Source organism: Desulfovibrio sp., assembly GCF_014803725.1.
Taxonomy (GTDB): domain Bacteria; phylum Desulfobacterota; class Desulfovibrionia; order Desulfovibrionales; family Desulfovibrionaceae; genus Desulfovibrio.
This window is the reverse complement of sequence record NZ_JAAVBE010000028.1, coordinates 36,865-55,275: the sequence shown is the minus strand read 5'-3', so window position 1 is coordinate 55,275 and position 18,411 is coordinate 36,865. Positions and strand designations below refer to the sequence as shown.

Below are 18,411 nucleotides of genomic sequence, written 5' to 3'. Positions count from 1 at the left end.
ACAGCTTAACCGGGCGTTGCGGGCTGCTCCGCCGGTTCTCTCAGATAGCGGCTAGCATTTTCATTAAAAACCCTGTCCCACACTTCGGGCCGCAAAAGTTCCTTGTAGCGGGAGACGGCGAACTCCATGGGCATGCTCGGGTAGAGGCTGCCGAAGATAATCTTGTCCTGGAGGCGATAATTGGCGGCCACCACATAGTCCCGCGAGCCGGGGTGGTCGATCATGAAGCCGTCCGGGGAGAGCCAGACATTCTCCCAGTTAAGGGCCACGCCGCAGGCGAGCGCGGTGAATGGCCAGCAGGCGTGCGAAAGCAGGATGCGCAGATCCGGGAAGCGCCGGGCCACACGCTCGATGCGGCGCGGTTCGTAGAGGTCGTAGCTCGGGGGTTTTTTCTGGTGAAAGACCCCGCCATAGAGCAGACACACGGGGATGTCATGCTGCTGACAAAATTCGTAGATGGGAAAGATGCCGACGTCGTCCACGGCCCAGGGATGCGGGTCGAGCCCGGGCTCCATGTAGACGCCGCGGCAGGGTCCCCCCACCACATGGAGCACGATCTGCGCCAGCGCCCCCGCGATGCCTTCCTCCAGCGGCTGCACTCCTGCGAAGCCGATAAAGCGGCCCGGATAGGCGCGCAGAAGCGCGCCCAGATGGTCGTTGTTCTGGGTGGGGAGCCGGCGCAGGGGCACCACGGTCTTGCCGATATGGGCGGCGTCGCATTCCTTCAGGAATTCCTCCATGGAGCGGCCGAGCAGCGAGGCCGGCAGCTCCATGCCCATTTTTTGGTATTTGGCGCGCAGCCCTGGATTGCCCGGCTTGTCGTCCAGCGAGAATATCCAGTCTTTCGCCATGGTGTCGAAGGGCGGACGGCATCGAAAATCAATGATTTGCATCGGCTTTCCTGCGGGAATGAAGTGAGGGGACGTGCCACAGCGGCTTTACGCGCCGTGTGCGGCTTGCGCATCCAGCTCGCGTAGAAGCTCCACCACCTTGGCCGCCGCAGGCGAAAGATCGCTGTGCTTGTGCCAGATGATGGCGGAGCGGAACTCCAGCGTGGGTATGGCCAGCGGCCGCACGGCAAAGGTCTCCGCAGCCACCTTGTCGAGCTCGTTTTCCGGCACGATGCCCACGGCCGCCACGGTGCGCAGAAAATCGGGGATGAGGGTCGCAAAGGGCGTGTCAAGGATGACGTGCGGCTCGAGCCCGCGTTCCTGCATGGCGATGATCAGCGGCCGGAAGGCCCCGAGATTGGACCATCTGCGCGAGAGCAGGATTGGATGAGCGGCCAGTGCCTCCGGGCTCACGGGCCTGTCCGGCGGCGCGGGCAAGAGCGGCGACCAGCAGGACACGAAGTGCTGCGGCCAGAGGGGCACGGATTGGCAATTGCCGAAAATGACCGGGAGCTGGATGAGCGCGAGATCCAGGCCCTGCTTCTGGATGGTGTTCTCCAGCGTCAGGTTGTCGGCGAGGAGCAGCCTTATGCGGATGCCGGGATAGTCCCGGAGCAGAGGCCGCAGCACGGCGCGCACAAAGGAGGTGCAAAAGCCGCTGCAGCCGAGGCGCACCTCCCCGAAAATGGCGGACGCGCCCGCATAGGGGTTGCGCAGTTTCTTGCCGAGCTCCTCCACCTGGGCGAGGATACGCTGCGCCTCCTGGTAAAAGAGCTGCCCGTGCTCGGTCACCTGCCACTTGCCGCCGCTGCGGTTGATGAGCGGCATGCCCACCTGTTCCTCCAGCTCCTTGAGCGAGAGGCTCAGGGTGGGCTGGCTGATGTGCAGGGTCTGGGCGGCGCGGCTGATCTGTCCTTCGGTGACGATGGCACAGAAATGGCGCAACAGCCTGAAATCGAGCATGGTCATTCCGCCCTTGCCGGCTCACCGTGTCGGGGTAGCCTGCGCCAGTACTGGAAGAGGCCGATGCCGAGGATGAGCCCGAGGCCGATGAGGTCTGTCCGGGAGCCGGGATAGATGCAGCACAGGCCGCCCGCGAACAGCAGGGCCGACTCGACGATGCCGCAGCCCGTGAGGAACTGGCGCTGGAGCCCGGCCGTCATGCCGATGACGCCGACGATGGCCGTCACCGTCGCCATGACTATGTCAGGGAAGGAGCCCTGGAACAAGAGCTCCGGCTGGTAAACGAAGAAGAAGGGGATGATGAAGGCGATGGCCCCGAGCTTCACCGCCGTGAAGCCGGTGCGCATGGCGTTGGCGTCCGCGATGCTTGCCGCCGAGAAGGCCGCCATGCACACGGGCGGCGTGATGGTGGAGAGCACGGCGTAATAGAGGCAGAACATGTGCGCCCCGATCATGGGCACGCCGAGCTTGATCATGGCCGGCGCCGCCAGCACGGAAACGATGATGTAGGCCGGGGCCGTAGGCACGCCCATGCCCACAATGAAGCAGGTAAGCATGAGCATGACGAGCAGGAGCGGCAAATTGCCGTCCACGAAGGACATGAGGATGTTGATGAGCTTGAAGCCGCCGCCCGTGAGGCTGATGATGCCCACCACGATGCCCGCGCAGGCGCAGGCACAGGTGATCATCAGGGTGTTGCGGGTGGCGGTGACGGCGACCTTCTGGAGCCGGCGCGGCGTGAGCCGCGTTTCCTCCCGGAAGAGCGAGAGCAGGAAGATGACCCCGCAGCCAGCGAAGGCCGAGAAGTTCACGCTACGCCCGAGCAGCATCATCACGATGAGGAAGGCCAGCGGCAGCAGGTAGTAGAGGCGCCGCGTCACCGACGAAAGCGGGGGTATCTCGCTTGCTGGCATGGTGCCGATATTGTGCTTCACGGCCTCGAAATGGATCATGGCGTAGAGCGAGAGATAGAACAGGATGGAGGGCAGAAGCGCCGACTTGGCGATGGTCAGGTAGCCCACCTGGGTTATGTCGGCCATGATGAAGGCCGCGGCGCCCATGATGGGCGGCATGAGCTGGCCGCCCGTGGAGGCGCAGGCTTCCACGGCGCCGGCGAAGGGCGCGGAATAGCCCACCTTCTTCATCAGCGGGATGGTGAAAATGCCCGTGCCGTAGACGTTGGCCTGCGCCGAGCCGGAGATGGTGCCGAAAAGCGCCGAGGCGAAAATGGCCACCTTGGCCGGACCGCCCTTGGCCTTCCGGGTCAGCACGCACGAGAGGTCCATGAAGACGCTGCTCATGTTGGAGACTTCGAGAAAGGCACCGAAGAGCACAAAGGCGAAAATCATGGTGGCCGCCGCGCCGATGGCCACGCCGTAGATGCCTTCGGTGAGCAGGAAGAGCTGCTCGATCATGGCTTCCGGCGTGATGGGCACATGGCCGAAGGCCCCGGGGAGATCCGCCCCGAACAGGCCATAGGCGATGAAGCAGAGCGCCACGATGACGAGGGGCAGCCCCGCCGCCCGGCGCGTGGCCTCCAGCACAAGCACGATGAGAGCCGTGCCGAAGAACATCTGCTGCGGCGTCACCTCGTCCACATAGGCGAAGCGGTCAAAGATCTCGTTGGAATTCTGGAAATAAAAGACGGCGATGCCCATCGCGAGGCAGGCCAGGGCGATGTCGATGACCGTGAGCAGGGGCGGTTCCGGCTTTTCCTTGCCATACTTGGTATTGCAGGGCACGAAAATAAAGGTCAGGCAGAGCACGAGGCTCAAGTGGGCCACGCGCTGCAGGGTGGAGTTGAAGATGGCGATGCCCGACGTGCTGTAGAGCTGGAACACGGTGAGCACCACCGCCAGGGCAACAAAGACGTATTGGAGCCAGGCGCGTAAACGGTTCTGCATCTTGCACCTCCACCCTGCGGGGCCTTACTTGAGGTAGCCGGCTTCGCGGAAATAGCGCTCCGCGCCGGGGTGCAGCGGCAGCGCCGTGTTCTTGCAGCTCACCGCCGGGTCAAAGGTGCCGTAGCCCGGATTGGCGAGGGCGATGTCCCTGGCGTTTTCCGTCCAGATCTTGGCGATCTTGTAGGCCAGCTCGTCGGGCATGTCCGCGCTGCAGATAATCTCCGTGGTGTCCGTGGCAACGGGCACGTCCTGCGGGGGCAGCCCCTCGAACTCGCCCGCCTTGATGACCGAGGCCTTGAGCCCGCGCTCCTTGAGCTTGGCCATTTCCTCTTCGCCCACGGGCAAAAAGCGCACCGGGTTGGAGAGCAGTATCTGGCGCAGGAAGGCCGGGAAGCCGGGGCCGTTGTAGCCCACCATGTCGAGCTGCTTGTCCTTCATGGCGTCGACCATGGCGTCGAAGTTGATATAGGTGACCGTGCCGCCCCACTTCTCGATATCCGGGTAGTCCACGCCATAGGCGCCGAGCGCCCAGCGGGTGAACATGTCGTTGGTGGAGCCGCGCGTGGCCGGGCTCAGGCGGATGGCGGGATGGTTCTTGGCCAGGTCCTCAAGGCTTTGGATGGGGGCGTCCTCGCGCGCGAAGAGCAGGAGCCGGCAGTCGTCGTTGAGCGAGAAGAGCGAGCGCAGGTTGTCGTGCTTCTTCTTGTAGGGCGCCTTGCCTTCGCTGGCCGCCTTGAGCAGCGCGCCCTGCGCGTGGGCCACGTTGACCTGCCCGGCGGAAACGCGCGCCGGGTTAGCCGTGCCGTTGCCGGGCATCAGGTCAACCTTGGCGTTGGGATACTGGGCCAAGAAGGCCTTCATGAAGGCCGCGAGCGCCATGGAGGCCCCCCCGCCCAGCGGGCCGCCAGCCAGTGTCATCTTGACGCCCGTGCCGTCATCGTCCGCCGCGCGGGCATTGTGGGGAGAAAGCGCCGTCAAAAGCGCCACGGCCGCGCATGCGACCAGAATTTTGCGCAGGAAAGTGCTCACTATATCCTCCTCTGTCGGTCCACGGCTACACATTGGAGCGGCCGCCATCCACGGGGATGACGGCGCCGTTGATGAAGTCGGCCTCGTCGCTGGCGAGGAAGGCCGTGAGCCACGCCACGTCCTGCGGCACGCCGAGGCGCCCAGCCGGGATGACGCGCACGCGGCGCTCATAGCCGTCCGGGTCGTTGTCGAGGCTGTCCTGGATAAAGGGCGTCACCACGGAGCCGGGGCAGATGACGTTGACGCGAACCCCCTGCCACGCATAGAGCGCGCTCAGGCTGCGCATGTAGCCCACCAGCGCGTGCTTGGAGGAGGTATAGACCGAGCCGCCGCCGGCGCTGCCGCGCGGGCCACCCTGGGCGGTGTTGCGCATGCCGCTGATGGAAGCCGTGGCGAGGATGCAGCCCTTCTTGCGCTCGATCATCTGCGGAAGCACCAGGTTGCAGAAATTGAACACGGAAATGACGTTGATTTGCATGAATTTCTGGAAGTCGAGTTCCGTCATTTCCAGTGAGCCCCGCCGCTGGTCGAAGATGCCGTGCGTGGTCACGAGCACGTCCACCCGGCCCCAGGTGTGCATGACGAGCTCATAAAATTCCTTGATGGCCGGCGTGTCCTGCACGTCAAAGGCCATGCCGATGGCCTTCCCGCCGGCGTCCCTGATTTTGTCCACTTCGGCGTCCACCCGCGCCCGGTCCCTGCCGCACACGGCCACGGAGGCCCCCTGCGCGGCCATGGTTTCGGCCTGTGCCGCGCCGATGCCGGAATTGGAGCCGGTCACGATGGCGATCTTGCCTTCCAGATTCATGGGTTATTCCTCTTTTCCTGTCAGTGATTAAGCTGGTTTCCTGGTGGGCGCCCGGCCATTTGCCCGGCCTTCATTCTAGGCCGAAAAGCCTTGCGCCATTGCCGTACATGACCTTTTCCGCCACTTCCGGGCGCAGGCGCCGCGCGTAGTTCTCCACGGCCGCGGCCAGCGGCATGGCCGGATACGAGCTCCCGAAGACGATCTGGTCCTGAAGCATGTAGTTGGCGGCCACCATATAGTCCGCCGCGCCCGGCGCAAAGTCCATGGCCCAGGTGTCCGGCGAGAGGATGACATTGGGGCAGTCCATGGCGACCTTGCAAATGGCCGTCACAAAGGGCCAGCCGCCGTGGCAGAGCACCAGCTTGAGCTTTTTGAAGCGGGTCGCCACGTCATAGGCCAGTTCCGGCGCGTAATAGCGCGGGTCGGCCACGCGGCCGCCGAAGGAGACGAGCACCGGGATGCCGCGTTCCTCGCAGTAGTCGTACACCGGGAAGATGCCGGGCTCGTTGAGGTACCACTTGACCGGCGTGGTGTAGAGGCCGGGCTCGAGGATGATGCCCTTGCAGGGGCCGTTCACGCAGTAGCGTTCAATCCCGGCGACGGCCGCTTTCGGCGTGAGAGGGTCGATCCAGGGGATGCCGAGGAAGTGGCCCGGATACTCTTCCATGAGGCGCAGGGCGTCCTCGTTGTCCGCCTCCTGCGGCAGGCGCACCGGGGCCACGCCCCAGACCACGCCGGCGGCGTCCATTTCCTCCACGAGCAGGCGGCAGTCCTTGCGGCTCGCGGCCGGGGAAACTTCGCCCAGGTCCCGCGCCTTGTGCGAGCGCTCAAGCGCGGGCATGTCATACATGAAGGAGTTGAGATAGCTCCTGAAGGGCGGCCGCAGGCGAAAATCGATGGCTTTCATGGCAGCACCCCTCAGCGGCAGAAGTTGGCGCGCACCCGCTTCTCATAGGTTGGGCGCGGGATGCTGTCTTTCGTGGCGTCCAGCACCTTCATGATCCAGGCGAAATTTTTGCCCAGCACGCGCATGGTCTGCACGCCCTCGGCGTCCTGGGTGAGAAATTCCTCGGGCTTCCAGCCGAAGCCGATGTTCCAGTACTGGCTGTTCACCGTGAGCAGGTTGGAGCAGTTGAGGTAGTTGCCCAGCTGCTGTACCGCGTTGATGGCCCCGGCGCGGCGGCAGACGGCGATGGCCGTGGCCGGCTTGGGACCCCAGCCCTCAAGGTGCTCGGTAGCGTAGAGCAGCCGGTCCATCACGGACTTGAAGGGGCCGGGAATGCCCATGTAATGCACGGCGCAGCCAAGGATGAGGCCGTCATATTCGGGGAGCTTGTCGATGATCGTGTTCACGATGTCGTTGTGGACGCAATGGTGGCCGTTGGTGCGGCACTTGCGGCAGTCCAGGCAGCCGGCCACGGGCTTGGCGCCCACGTGGATCACGTCCATGCCGATGCCTTCCTTCGCCAATTCCTCCCCGACCAGGTCAATGGCATGGCGGGTCACGCCGTTCTTGTTGGAGCTGCCATTGAGAGCCAGAACTTTCATCGCTGCCATCCTTGTTTGAAGTCCTATGGTGGAATGGATACTTTCTTAAAAACCGGATGGCGGGCGTCGACAAATACTTTTTTTCTTTATGCGGTATTGATTAAATCAATACCGCAAGGCGTGCCCTAAAAAATTCCAAGGTTTGTGGCCGGCAGGGCGCCCTTGCCTCCCCGGCAGGCGGAAAAGCCTGTTGACATTTTTTAGTATTCGATAAATTAATTCGTCTCCCACTACCCGCGGGCGGCTCCGTTACGTCGCACCGGGAATTTTTATCGCTCCCGAAGGAGGCACCCATGAAAAAACTGGTCCTGATTACGCTGGCGCTGGCGGCCTTTTTGTGGAACATCAGCCCGGCTTGCGCCGATGACGCCAAGGACATGGAAGGCATCACCAAGGCCCTCAATCTTTACACCGAGGCGGCTGTGAAGGGCGACAGCAAGATCGCCGAGCCTGCCTTCGCCCCCAAGGCGACCATGTCCTATGCGGAAAAGGGCAAGCTCGTCACCGTGCCCATCAGTGAGCTCTTCGCCTATTATGACAAGACCGGGCCGCATAACGCCACTTACAAGATCGAGACAGTGAAGGTGGCCGGCGACGTGGCGGTGGTGAGCATCGATTCAAAGTTCGGGGACACGAGCTTTGACGACATGTTCACCCTGGTAAAGGACGGCGATGACTGGAAGATCGTGAGCAAGGTCTACCACATCAAGTAATGGCGCGCCTCTCACGGGCCGCAGGCGCAGGCGGCCGATAGTCCGCCAGATGTCGCCCATGACGCAAAGGCCCCGGTATTCCCATGGGAATACCGAGGCCTTTCGCCATGCTCCCGAAAGCTACTTGCTGATGGTTTCGGAATTCTGGTTATAGGCCTTGGCGACGCACTTCCACTCGCCGTTCATCTTGAGCATCAACAGCACATCGGTGAAGTCAATCCTGCCCCCCCAGCCTTCCTCGAGGATGCGGACCACGGCCAGCGTCTCCTCCACGAGCAGCACATCGATGCGGGCCTTGAAATTCTTGTCGCCCGGCACGGTGTCCACATTGTGGTAAAACTGCTCGATGGAGCCGTGCTCCAGCTTGCCGTCCAGGTAGCCGAACAGCACGGCCTCGTCCACAAAGAGCTCGCGGGCATATTTGCTGGTTCCCTCGGCCACGCTTTTCACGAATTTTTCCGCCGCTTTGGCAACGGCATCGTATTCCGCCAGCTTGTCACGCATGGGGTTCTCCTTTTCTGTTGCTAGAGGTTGTTGCCGATCTCAAAACCATCCCAGATGGCCTGAAGGATGGTGGCCACGGAACGCTGGTCGCCGATTTCATAGATTGCCGCCCCGTCGTGCCCGAGCCTGTCTTTCAGTGAAGCGCGCGGCCGGAAGCCCACGGCCGTGACGATGGTATCCGCAGGTACCTCGACCTCGCCGTCTTTGCCCTCCAAAAGCGCCTTGCCATCGCGGAAGCCCGCGAATTTGTGGCCCGTGAGCACCGTCACGCCGTACTTTTCAAACAGGTCCGGCAGCATCTGGGCATTGGGGATGGGGTTGGGGATGCCGGAGGACAGGATGCGCGGCAGCGTCTCCACCACCGTCACCTTTTTGCCGTCCATGGCATATTCCAGCGCCATCTCGCAGCCCACGAGGCCGCCGCCGACCACCACCACGCGCTCGCCAACCTTGTCGGGGCTCTCCAGCGCCTCGAGGCAGCCGAGGACCTTGCCCTCCGCGCCGCCGGGCACGGAGATTTCAACCGGGCTCGAGCCCGTGGCGAGGATGACGACATCGGCGCTCAGGTCCCGGAGCATCTCCGGCGTCGCCTCGGTCCCGAGGCGCACGTCCACGGGCCGCCGCTCAAGCTCCTGCCGGTACCAGGCGTTGAGCTCGCGCACCTCTTTCTTGAAGGAATGAGAGCCGCCCGGGATGAGGTTGCCGCCGAGCTCCTTGCCCTTTTCCAGCAGGACGACCTCATGCCCGCGTTTTGCCGCGACCCGCGCGGCTTCCATGCCGGCCGCGCCGCCCCCGACCACGACGACCTTTTTCTTCGTGGCCGCGGGCCTGAGCGCGAAGCGCAGCTCCCGCATGGCCTGCGGATTGACCGCGCACGAGGGCTGCTTGCCCTGCTGGAGCCGCGTAAGGCAGCCCTGGTTGCAGGCGATGCAGGGCCGGATTTCATCCGGGTGCCCTGAGAGCACCTTGTTGGGATAGGCCGGGTCGGCCAGGGCGGCGCGCCCGAGCACCACGGCGTCTATCTTGCCCTCGCAGACCGCCTTTTCCGCAATGGAGGGGTCATTCATGCGGCCCCCTGCGAGGATGGGGATGACAACCGCCTTCTTGGCGCGCGCGGCCAGCTCCACGCCGTAGCCCTTGGGCATGTACATGGGCGGGCAGGCGTAATAAAAGGCGTCGTAGGTGCCTGTATCCACATTGAGGCAGTCGTAGCCGTAGGACTCGAGCAGTTGCGCGATGCGCACCCCCTCCTCGATGGTCCGGCCCCTTTCGTCCTCGCCGGAAAGGGTCCCCTTGCCGAAATCCTTGATGAAGGTCTTGAGCCCGAGGCGCATGCTGACGGGAAAGTCCGCCCCGCATTCCTGCTTGATGCCCTCCACGATCTCCCTGGCCGCGCGCAGCCGGTTCTCGAGGCTGCCACCATAGTCGTCCATGCGTTTGTTGAACATGGCGAGGGCGAACTGGTCGAGCAAATAGCCCCAGTGGATGGAATGCACCTCCACCCCGGCAAAGCCGCTGTTTTTGGCGATGACCGCCGAGCGCACCAGCGAGTCGATCTTGGACTTGATCTGTTCGGTGCTCAGGGCCGGGGAAAATTCCCCGGGATGCCCGTAGACCGGCATGACGGAGGGCGCGGGCAGGTTAGGATAATTCCGCCCGAGGCCCATGGTCAGTTGGGCGAAGATCTTTGCGCCGTACACGGCCGCGCGCTCGTTGAGCTCAATGGCGGTCATGCGGAAGGCGTCGGGATTCTGCAAAATGGCCGGTCCGACTCCGGTATAGGGGTCGACGGTATGATCCGTGGCGATGGCTCCGGTAAAGATCAGCCCGAAGCCCCCCTTGGCGCGTTCCACCAAGTACTGGATGGTCTCGTCCTTGAGGCCGCCCTCGGGCTTGTGGTGCTGGCCGCCGCCGATGGGGGCCATGCAGAAACGGTTCCTGATGCGAACCGCGCCTATTTCCAGCGGACGCGCAAGACAGACAAATTCGGACATGACCGCTCCTACAGTTCCTGATAGGTCTTGGCGATGATTTTTCATTCGCCGTTTTCCTCTTGGAGTCGATGACCACTGCCATGTGGATTCGGCTCCTCGTGTGCGCTGAAGATTTTTTTAATGAAAACTAAATTAATGTCAACACACCCCCCGGAAGTTTGAGGCTGGCGGCGGATGAGCACCTGACGGCGTCGCGGCAGGAGAAAGGGAGAGTCTGCCGCACTCCTGGGGCATCGGGCCCGGCGCAGGCCGTGCGGGGATGGCGCTTCGGCTATGCGATGGACAGGAAAAGAAGAAGGGGCAACTTTGGGGGCAGCCCATTATAGAAATAAAATTTTAAAACACTATATCAATGCGTTGTTAGTATTTTTCAAGTGATGGTGGGCACCATTTCTTGGAACAGCGAAGTCCCGCAAGGTGTGAAAAGCCTTGCGGGACTTCGCTGTTTCTGGAACTGTCTGACTGCGGGAGAAACGGAGGGGCTTCGTCGCCTCCCCAGTGGATGCACCGCCAAGATGACCGGCGCCAAGTAGCCGGACGGGTATCGTCAAGGGCATGGCACCGGATGCTGAGCCGGTGAGAAAAATATCTTGAGGGGCAGTGCCGCCAAAAGTCAGGCCATACAGTTTCAGGAGCATGCCTCCATGCAATTCACAAGATTTCTTTTGGACAACTATCTGGCAACGGGAGAAGGCGCCCAGGCCTTGTCGTTTTTTCAAAATTTGCCCAAATATGCGGCTGCCGGTGATCCCGACGGCCGGATAAAAAGATTCATCGATTCCTTGCTGCTTTCTCCCCTTGCAGCTGAGTGGTATAACTTTGGGTATGAAATCAGCGAATATGACTATACGGATTTTGAGGAATTTTCTACAGCCGTAACGGATGATCTCCATAATATAGTGACAGAAGAGGGATGTACCTATCGGGATCTTGTCCAGGATATCCCCGGCATTTCCCTTGCGTTATATGCTGAATCCCAGCAATTTGCCTTTCCCTATCTGTATCCTGTGCATTTTTCCGGGTTGAGGAGATTTGTGAGATCTTTGGCATCGGGCTACCGCCACTTCCGCCAAAGACAAACTATGAAGACAAATGTTTATATTACCTAAAGTTATGCAAGGTATTCCATGAATTCCGGCTTCAGCATGGCTTGTCGCCGCAAGAGTTTTGCGTTTTCTTTTACGGTTTTGCGCAGCATTTTATCTCCAATCCCTTGAGTGAGGAGGTGCCCCGGCCCTTGAAATCCTATCTGGTGGGAGGGAATGCCAAAAGAGACCATGAGTATCTTCAAAACTTGTCCTCAAGTTCCATCCACTATTGGCAGGGAAACACCGATACCAGGCCCGGCGATATAGTCCTGATGTATGAGCTTGCGCCGTACAGTCATATCAGCAGCATCTGGAGGGCCGTGAGCCCCGGCTATGATGACCCCTTCAGGTTCTGGCCCGGCGTGGTGTGGCTCGGCCGGCCCGTGCCAATCCCGCCTGTCTCTCTTGAAGAATTGAAGGCCGACCCCGTGTGGTCGCACAAGGGCCTTGTCAAGGCCAATATGCAGGGGGTTTCGGGCCGCGGCTGCTCGCGGGAAGAATATGCGGCGTTGCTCGACATCTTGCAGCAAAAGGGCTTTGACATCACCACGCTGCCGGCCTTGCCCGAGCTTGCGGGCAGCCCGGGCATCCCCCTCACCTGCGAGCGGGATGTGGAGCGATACCTTTTGGAACCGTTTTTGCGGCAACTAGGCCTCACGGAAAAGGACTGGCTACGCCAGATGCCGCTGCGCATGGGCAGGGGCGTCCGCTATTACCCGGATTATGTGATCCACGCCGAGACGGAGCGTGGCAACGAAGGGGGCGCTTTCGTCTGTGAGGCGAAATTCCGCATTGCCAGTGAAAGGCAGCGCAGGGAAGCGTTTGAGCAGGCCAGATCCTATGCCCGGCGCCTCGAGTGCCGGGGCCTCTTGCTGGCGAGCTGCGAAGGCATCTGGCTCTCCTTCGACCGTGACAACTATGAGTTTGAAAAAATGGAGTTTCTGGACTGGCAGGCGCTGACCGAGCCGGACGTGCTGCATCAAGTCAGGCTGCAAGTTGATGCAGTGATAAAGCAAAAGCGCGGACGCTAACGGCATCGCGGGCCTGCGCAGGAAACGGCATGCGCCTATAAAACGCGGGCTTGCCGGAGCAGAAAGCCGGTCTCCGCTGGCGCGCCCCCGCATCTTCACCCCCCCTCACGCGCACCACGGCACAACCCGGGCCCTCAACAGGCGCCGGTCAGGGCGCCCTTTTCACGCCCGTCCCTCCATGGCGACGGCCTCATGCCCGAGCATGTCCAGAAATTTTTGCACCGCCGGGGTGAGCGCCGCCTTTTTGTGCAGCGCCGCGATGTCATAATAGAAACGGCAGGCCTCCAGGGTGAGGATGCCGATGGGCTGTTTCATGGCCTCGCGCATGGCGAGCAGGCCGGCATGGGCCCCCGCCCAGAAGCCGTGGGTGCTTTGGGCGATGTCATGGTTCAGGACATGGTTTACCTGGAGCACGTCGCCCGTATAGCCCAGTTGCCCGAGATAGAGATAAAAGGCGTCTTCACGGGGGTTTTTGTTGGTGATGTAGGGGTAGGCCATCAGTTCGTCGAGCGTGCACGCGGCTTTGGCAAAGAGCGGGTGGGCCCCGGTGACGGCGATGCACACGGGGTCTGAAAGGATGTGCCGCATGCAGAGGTCGTACTTGCCCACCGCTTCCGGCAGGAGCCGTTTCTCCTCCATGCGTCCCACCTGGATGAGGCCGAGGTCGCAGGCATCCGTATAGACATCGAGGATGGTGTCCTGATTGGTCACGATGTCGCGGATCTTGATGTTCAGGGCCTCGCCGGCTTCGCGCAGGGCCAGAAGGGCCCGGGTGGCGAGCAGGTTGCAGAGATAGGACGAGACCCCGACGGACACATCCACCGCCAGGCGCGACTCCTCCCGCGCCCCTATCCGCTGGATCTCGTTCACGGCGCTGCAAATGATCCTGGCGTGCTTCAGTATCTCCGCGCCCTTTCTGGTCAGGGAGACGCCCTGCGGCGACCGGACGAGGAGGGCGCAGTCCAGCTCCTCCTCCAGCTTCCTGATGGAAATGCTCAGCGAGGCCTGCGAGATGAAAAGCTGGGCCGCCGCCTTGGAGAGCGAGCGGTGGAGGTCGATGAGCACGATGGCTTTCAGTTGCGTCAGGTTCATGGCTCCGCCGCCCGCTCTCTTTCGTTCTGTTCCGGGCCTCGCCGGAAGCTCCGGCGCCCCTTAGCCCACCCAGTTGCGCAGGATGCCCGTATACAGGCAAAACTCCAGCCAGACCAGCCCGGCGATGGGCAGGAAGAGCAGCTTCTTGAACAGCCTGTCCGCCTCCTTCTGGTCCTCGAGGCCGGCGAGGGCCATGGCGCCGCAGGTGGAGAAGGGGGACGAGCCGGTATAGAAGCCGCCCACGGAGATCAGCGAGAAGATGATGATCGGCTCCATGCCCGTGCTGGCGGCGAGCGGCGCCACGAGCAGGGCCAGCGTGGGGATGACCACCCCGAGCGTGGCCACGAAAAAGCTCATGGTGCAGGCCGCGGCCAGCAGGAAGTAGGGCGCCGCGCCGCTGGTCACGTTTTCCTGTACCCAGACGGAGAGGCTGTTGACAAGCCCGCCCGATACGGCCGTGCCGATGAGGGTGCCCATGGCGCAGATCATGATGATGATGGCGAAGGGCACCTTGGCGATGGCCTCCTTTTCGCTGGCCACCTTGCAGAGGCTGCACAGGATGATGCCGATGGTGCAGATGACCGTCACGTCACAGAAGCCCGCGAACTTCCTGAGCGAGGCGACCTCGGGGAACATGGCCTTGGCCAGGGCCGGCACCACGGTGAAAAAGAACACCAGCCCCACGATCCACAGGGTCTTGCGCTGCACCGGGGTGAAGGGCTCGGGCTTTCCGATGCTCACGTGCCGGGTCTTGTGGCCGCCGGTCACGAAATAGGTGATGATGAAAAAGATGATCATGGTGACGGCGGAGTTCAAAAGCACGTTCATGCACACGGCCATGCCGTCGCTCTGGAAGCCGTTGCTCTCCGCCACCTGCTGCACGATCATGCCGCCCACGCTGAACGGGAACTGCGAGCCGATGGTGGCGCCGCAGAAAATGAGCACCGTGGCGAGCACGCGCGAGATCTGCGACTTGATGCACACGGCCATGACGAGCGGCGACAAAAAGGCGAAGGCCGCCGGCGCGCCCGCGCCCGTGCCGGCAAAGAGCATGCAGATGGCGAAGAGCACGAAGGGCAGCAAGGCGGGCCGGTTGCGGTTTTTATAGATGATGGTCTCGGCCACCTTGACGAGGGTGCCGTTGGAAATGGCGAAGCCGTAAAAGGTGGTGACGATGAAGAGCATGAGGAAGAGATAGATGGGCCACATGCCGGCCACCTTCCTGATGCTCAACCCATAGGCGAAGACCCCGTTCATGAAGGCGAAGGTCAGCGCGAAATAGCCGATGTTCACCTTGAACAGGAAACCGAGGCACAGCGCCGCGACCAGTGACACGAGAAACAGCATTTCAACGCTCATGGCGAAACTCCCAACGTTAAGAGATGCCCTGTCGCGGCACGCCCGGGCGGAGAGGGCATGGCCCCGCGCCCGGACGCTCCGGCCCCCGCGGCGGCGAACTCAGCGCACCCTTTCCCTGAATTCCGTCTCGAGGTCGTCCCCCTTGCGCCGCACGGTCTGGAACTTGTTGTTCAGCAGGGGATTGGTGAAGGGGAAGTCGCTGCGCCGGTGATAGGCGCCGCGGGTCTCCTTCCTGTCCAGGGCCGAGACGGCGCAGGCCTCGGCGAGGTCGAGCAGGTCAAGCACCTCGAGGCAGCGCATGAGCTCATGGGCGTTTTCGGCGCGCAGCTTCTCGCGGGAGTACTTCCTCAGGTCGCGGATATACTTCCTGCCCGCGGTGAGCAGCGAACCCGAGCGGATGCGGGTGCCCACATATTCGTCCATGATCTTCTGGAGGGTGGAATTGGCCTCCTTCCAGTGGGCGCCCGGCTCCTCCCGGAGCAGGAAGTTGTAGAGCGCCGCCTTTTCGCCGATGGCGTCGCCGAGCGCGGCCACGTCGAAGTCCGGCACGGTCTGCACATAGGCCGCGGCCTCTCTCGCCGCATGGTCGCCGAAGACGGCGGCCGCGGTGATGTCGCCGCGCACATTGCCCACGGACTGCCCCGAGGCGTAGAGCCCGGGCACGGTGGACATGGCCCGGTCATCGATGTCGATGCCGTTCATGTAGAACATGTGCTCGTACTGGCCGAACTCGATCATGGATGTGCGCAGGTCGATGCCGTACTGGTCGAGATATTCGTTGATGGAGGTGCAGCCCTCGGAGACGAGCGCCTTGCGCATGTGGGCCAGGTCTTCCTCGCTGATGCCGGTGCAGTTCATGTAGACCGGGCCCTTGCCCGAATCCATGTTCTTCACGAAACAGTCTTTCCAGACATCGCCGGTGGGGTCGGGGAGCTCGCGGCTCACATGGATGGTATCCACGAAGGGGCCCACGAGCCTGCCGTTGATGTCGGTGAGCGCGCCGATCCAGGTGCCCTTGCCCGAGCGGGTGAAATACTTGGGCCCGGCGTGGCGCGAGGGGAGATCCAGGTTGACGAGCCGCGCGCCCGCGCGCAGGGCCATGGCCGCGCCGCTGCCCGCATTGGCCGGGCAATGGGAGGTGTTGAACATGTAGGCCGGGTTGTTGCCGGGATACATGCGCATGGCCTCGCCCACGGCGATGAGGCCGGCCTTGGCCTGGAAGACGAGCATTTCCGGCACTTCGTCGCGGATGCCTATGCCGATGGCGCCCACGAAGCGCCCCTCGCCGTTGACGAGGATCTCGTTGACCACCACCTTGTTCATGATCTTGGCGCCGGCTTTTTTGGCCGCGGCCGTGAGGCGCGCCTTCTGGTCCGAGCCGTCGTACTTGAGGTGATAGCGGCGCCGCCCGGGCATGGCGTGGCCCTCGAAGTTCCAGTCGCCGGTGGGCCGCATCCTGATGCCGTAGGACTCCCACTTGCGGATGAGGTCCGCGGATCTTGCCAGCATGAAGCGGAAGAGGTTGTCGTCCTGGTTGCCGCCCACCAGGGTTTCCTTGGCCTCGCGCATGACGGCCTCAAAATCGTCGCCGTGGTACTCGGGCAGGTAGCACATGAAGTGGTCATTGCCGCCGCAGCCGTTGCCCGAGCGCCGCGTGTCGGCCTTTTCGAGGATGAGGGTCTGAAGGCCGGCCTCGGCCGCGGTGATGCCCGCCTGGAGCCCGCTGATGCCGCCGCCGATGACCAGAAAATCCACAACGATGGGGTCGGGGTTCATCCTGATTTCCATGGTTTCCTGCCTTTGCGCTCCGGGTCAGGCCCTGGGCGCGTCATAATGAAGGAGCATGTGCGAGAGGGGGTAGCGCATGCGGATGGCCTCTTTCGGGCAATCCATCACACAGGCGCGGCAATGCCAGCATTCATCGGGATACATGACGACGATCCTGTCATCCTTCTTCTTCATGACATCCAGAGGACAGATCTCCACGCACTTGCCGCAGACGATACAGAGTTCGCTGTCAACCACCGGGGGCATGTCAGACTCCTTGTTAAATGGCTTGGGATATTTATAACAAGTCGTCTGTTTTAGGGAACGAGTATTATTTTATGGGCATATAGCTTTTGCCTATGCCCCGGCTGGAGCACCGGGGGCGCGGCAAAAGCGCGGCGGAGGGGACATGCGCGGAGAGGCCCGCAGGGGCTGCGGGCTGAGGGAGAGGCACAGGGGGGTGCGGCGCGCGGGCGCGGGCGCAGGGAGAGAAGGCGAGGGGCTGGTCAGGCGGCGGAGGAGCTTATGGCGGGGGTATCTCAGGGGGGACGGGAAGTGGGGCGCCCCCAGGCCTCCCGCTCAGCCCTGCTGCGGCGCGGCGCAGAGCTGGCCGCAGGCGGCGGCGATGTCCTGCCCCTTGCTCTTGCGCACGATGGCCGTGATGTTGCGGTCCCACAGGGCGCGCTCGAAGGCGAGCACGCGCTCCTCGCTGGGGGCCTGCCAGGGCGCGCCCGGCCAGGGATTGAAGACGATGAGGTTGAGCTTGCCGCGCACGCGGGCGACGAGCCGCGCCAGCTCGGCCGCGTGCTCCGGGCTGTCGTTGACGCCGCCGAGCAGCAGGTACTCAAAGGTGATGCGCTCCCGCGTCTTGAGCGGATAGGCGGCCAAGGCCGCCATGAGCTCGGGAAGCGGCCAGCGCGCGGCCCGGGGCATGAGCTTTTCCCTCAAGGCCTGGTTGGGCGCGTGCAGCGACACGGCCAGATAGGCGAGGCCGCTTTCGCCAAGCTCGCGCAGGCCCTCGCGGATGCCGCAGGTGGAGACCGTGATGCGGCGGGGCGAGAAGTTCAGCCCCCGGTCGTCGTTGAGGCTCACGAGGGCGTCCTTCACCGCGCCCCAGTTGAGCAGCGGCTCGCCCATGCCCATGAAGACGAGGTTGCGCAAGACCGGCCAGTCGGGCCTGGTGTCGCCCAGGTAGTCGCGCGCCACCAGCACCTGCCCCAATATCTCGCCCATGCTCAGGTTGCGGCCAAAGCCCATGCTGCCCGTGGCGCAGAAGGTGCACGCCATGGGGCAGCCCACCTGCGAGGAGAGGCACTGGCTCCAGCGGCGGCCGCCGTCGCGCCCTTCCGAGGGGATGAGCACGCTCTCCACGAGGGCGCCGTCCTCCATGCGCAGGAGGAATTTCACCGTGCCGTCGGCGCTTCCCTGCTTCTGCGCCACCTCGGGCCAGCGGATGCGGGCCGCCTCGGCGAGCCGGGCGCGCGTGGCGCGCGAGATGTCGCTCATGCCCTCGAAATCCCGGGCCATCTTGCGCCACAGCCATTGCCAGAGCTGCACGGCGCGGAACTTGGGCTCGCCAAGCTCGTCGCGCATCCAGTCGATGAGCGCGGGCAGGGTGAAATCCAGCAGGTTGGGGCGCGGGTCCGGGGTCATGCTCATGGCCCGGTTTAAGCATCCGCCGCGCCGCTTGTCAAATGGGCGCGCCGGCCTCACCGGGTCGC

18 protein-coding genes are annotated in these 18,411 nt (G+C 63.0%); 3 read left to right on the top strand and 15 right to left on the bottom strand.

The window, feature by feature from the left end:
- Positions 1-5: 5 nt before the first annotated feature.
- The 7 genes from HDR50_RS10595 to HDR50_RS10565 all read right to left on the bottom strand — a co-directional run bounded on the left by HDR50_RS10595 (position 6) and on the right by HDR50_RS10565 (position 7,142).
- Positions 6-893 carry an amidohydrolase family protein gene (locus HDR50_RS10595; RefSeq protein WP_291358099.1) on the bottom strand — a complete coding sequence of 296 codons (888 nt, stop codon included), beginning with the start codon at positions 891-893 and terminating at the stop codon, positions 6-8.
- 45 nt (positions 894-938) lie between these two features.
- Positions 939-1,853 (bottom strand): LysR family transcriptional regulator, encoded by a 915-nt coding sequence (locus tag HDR50_RS10590; protein WP_291358098.1) that lies wholly within the window; start codon positions 1,851-1,853, stop codon positions 939-941.
- Between the two features lie 2 nt (positions 1,854-1,855).
- Positions 1,856-3,757 carry a TRAP transporter permease gene (locus HDR50_RS10585; RefSeq protein WP_291358097.1) on the bottom strand — a complete coding sequence of 634 codons (1,902 nt, stop codon included), beginning with the start codon at positions 3,755-3,757 and terminating at the stop codon, positions 1,856-1,858.
- A gap of 24 nt (positions 3,758-3,781) precedes the next feature.
- The gene (locus HDR50_RS10580) at positions 3,782-4,786 is read right to left on the bottom strand and encodes a TAXI family TRAP transporter solute-binding subunit (protein ID WP_291358096.1); all 1,005 of its coding nucleotides are present in this window, start codon (positions 4,784-4,786) and stop codon (positions 3,782-3,784) included.
- A 25-nt stretch (positions 4,787-4,811) separates the two neighbouring features.
- On the bottom strand, positions 4,812-5,594 hold the full coding sequence (locus HDR50_RS10575) for an SDR family oxidoreductase (protein WP_291358094.1): 783 nt from the start codon (positions 5,592-5,594) through the stop codon (positions 4,812-4,814).
- Between the two features lie 70 nt (positions 5,595-5,664).
- On the bottom strand, positions 5,665-6,501 hold the full coding sequence (locus HDR50_RS10570) for an amidohydrolase family protein (protein WP_291358092.1): 837 nt from the start codon (positions 6,499-6,501) through the stop codon (positions 5,665-5,667).
- Positions 6,502-6,512: 11 nt separating this feature from the next.
- Positions 6,513-7,142: a flavodoxin family protein gene (locus tag HDR50_RS10565; protein WP_291358090.1), complete on the bottom strand. Its 630-nt coding sequence runs from the start codon at positions 7,140-7,142 to the stop codon at positions 6,513-6,515.
- A gap of 293 nt (positions 7,143-7,435) precedes the next feature.
- On the opposite strand from HDR50_RS10565, the gene HDR50_RS10560 reads away from it, so the two are divergent.
- Complete coding sequence (locus HDR50_RS10560; protein ID WP_291358089.1) at positions 7,436-7,855, top strand: nuclear transport factor 2 family protein; 420 nt, start codon at positions 7,436-7,438, stop codon at positions 7,853-7,855.
- A gap of 120 nt (positions 7,856-7,975) precedes the next feature.
- On the opposite strand, the gene HDR50_RS10555 is transcribed toward HDR50_RS10560, so the two are convergent.
- Together HDR50_RS10555 and HDR50_RS10550 are read right to left on the bottom strand one after the other, a co-directional pair.
- A complete protein-coding gene (locus HDR50_RS10555) occupies positions 7,976-8,359 on the bottom strand; it encodes a nuclear transport factor 2 family protein (protein WP_291358088.1) in 384 nt (127 codons plus the stop codon).
- 20 nt (positions 8,360-8,379) lie between these two features.
- Positions 8,380-10,353 carry an FAD-dependent oxidoreductase gene (locus HDR50_RS10550; RefSeq protein WP_291358086.1) on the bottom strand — a complete coding sequence of 658 codons (1,974 nt, stop codon included), beginning with the start codon at positions 10,351-10,353 and terminating at the stop codon, positions 8,380-8,382.
- A gap of 644 nt (positions 10,354-10,997) precedes the next feature.
- Between HDR50_RS10550 and HDR50_RS10545 the strand changes: the two genes are divergently transcribed.
- The gene (locus tag HDR50_RS10545; protein ID WP_291358084.1) at positions 10,998-11,462 is read left to right on the top strand and encodes a hypothetical protein; all 465 of its coding nucleotides are present in this window, start codon (positions 10,998-11,000) and stop codon (positions 11,460-11,462) included.
- Between the two features lie 2 nt (positions 11,463-11,464).
- Here HDR50_RS10545 and HDR50_RS10540 read toward each other — a convergent pair whose 3' ends face one another.
- A complete protein-coding gene (locus HDR50_RS10540) occupies positions 11,465-11,644 on the bottom strand; it encodes a hypothetical protein (RefSeq protein ID WP_291358082.1) in 180 nt (59 codons plus the stop codon).
- A gap of 117 nt (positions 11,645-11,761) precedes the next feature.
- Between HDR50_RS10540 and HDR50_RS10535 the strand changes: the two genes are divergently transcribed.
- Positions 11,762-12,472, top strand: a complete 711-nt coding sequence (locus HDR50_RS10535) for a hypothetical protein (protein ID WP_291358081.1) — start codon at positions 11,762-11,764, stop codon at positions 12,470-12,472.
- A gap of 162 nt (positions 12,473-12,634) precedes the next feature.
- Here HDR50_RS10535 and HDR50_RS10530 read toward each other — a convergent pair whose 3' ends face one another.
- The 5 genes from HDR50_RS10530 to rlmN all read right to left on the bottom strand — a co-directional run bounded on the left by HDR50_RS10530 (position 12,635) and on the right by rlmN (position 18,343).
- Positions 12,635-13,564, bottom strand: coding sequence for a LysR family transcriptional regulator (locus HDR50_RS10530; protein WP_291358080.1), 930 nt, complete (start codon positions 13,562-13,564; stop codon positions 12,635-12,637).
- A gap of 60 nt (positions 13,565-13,624) precedes the next feature.
- Entirely contained in the window at positions 13,625-14,923 is a 1,299-nt protein-coding gene (locus tag HDR50_RS10525) for an SLC13 family permease (protein WP_291358078.1), read from the bottom strand.
- 99 nt (positions 14,924-15,022) lie between these two features.
- The gene (locus HDR50_RS10520; RefSeq protein ID WP_291358076.1) at positions 15,023-16,711 is read right to left on the bottom strand and encodes an FAD-binding protein; all 1,689 of its coding nucleotides are present in this window, start codon (positions 16,709-16,711) and stop codon (positions 15,023-15,025) included.
- Between the two features lie 24 nt (positions 16,712-16,735).
- A complete protein-coding gene (locus tag HDR50_RS10515) occupies positions 16,736-16,957 on the bottom strand; it encodes a 4Fe-4S binding protein (protein WP_291358075.1) in 222 nt (73 codons plus the stop codon).
- A 312-nt stretch (positions 16,958-17,269) separates the two neighbouring features.
- Positions 17,270-18,343, bottom strand: a complete 1,074-nt coding sequence (rlmN, locus tag HDR50_RS10510) for a 23S rRNA (adenine(2503)-C(2))-methyltransferase RlmN (protein WP_291358134.1) — start codon at positions 18,341-18,343, stop codon at positions 17,270-17,272.
- Positions 18,344-18,411 lie beyond the last annotated feature (68 nt).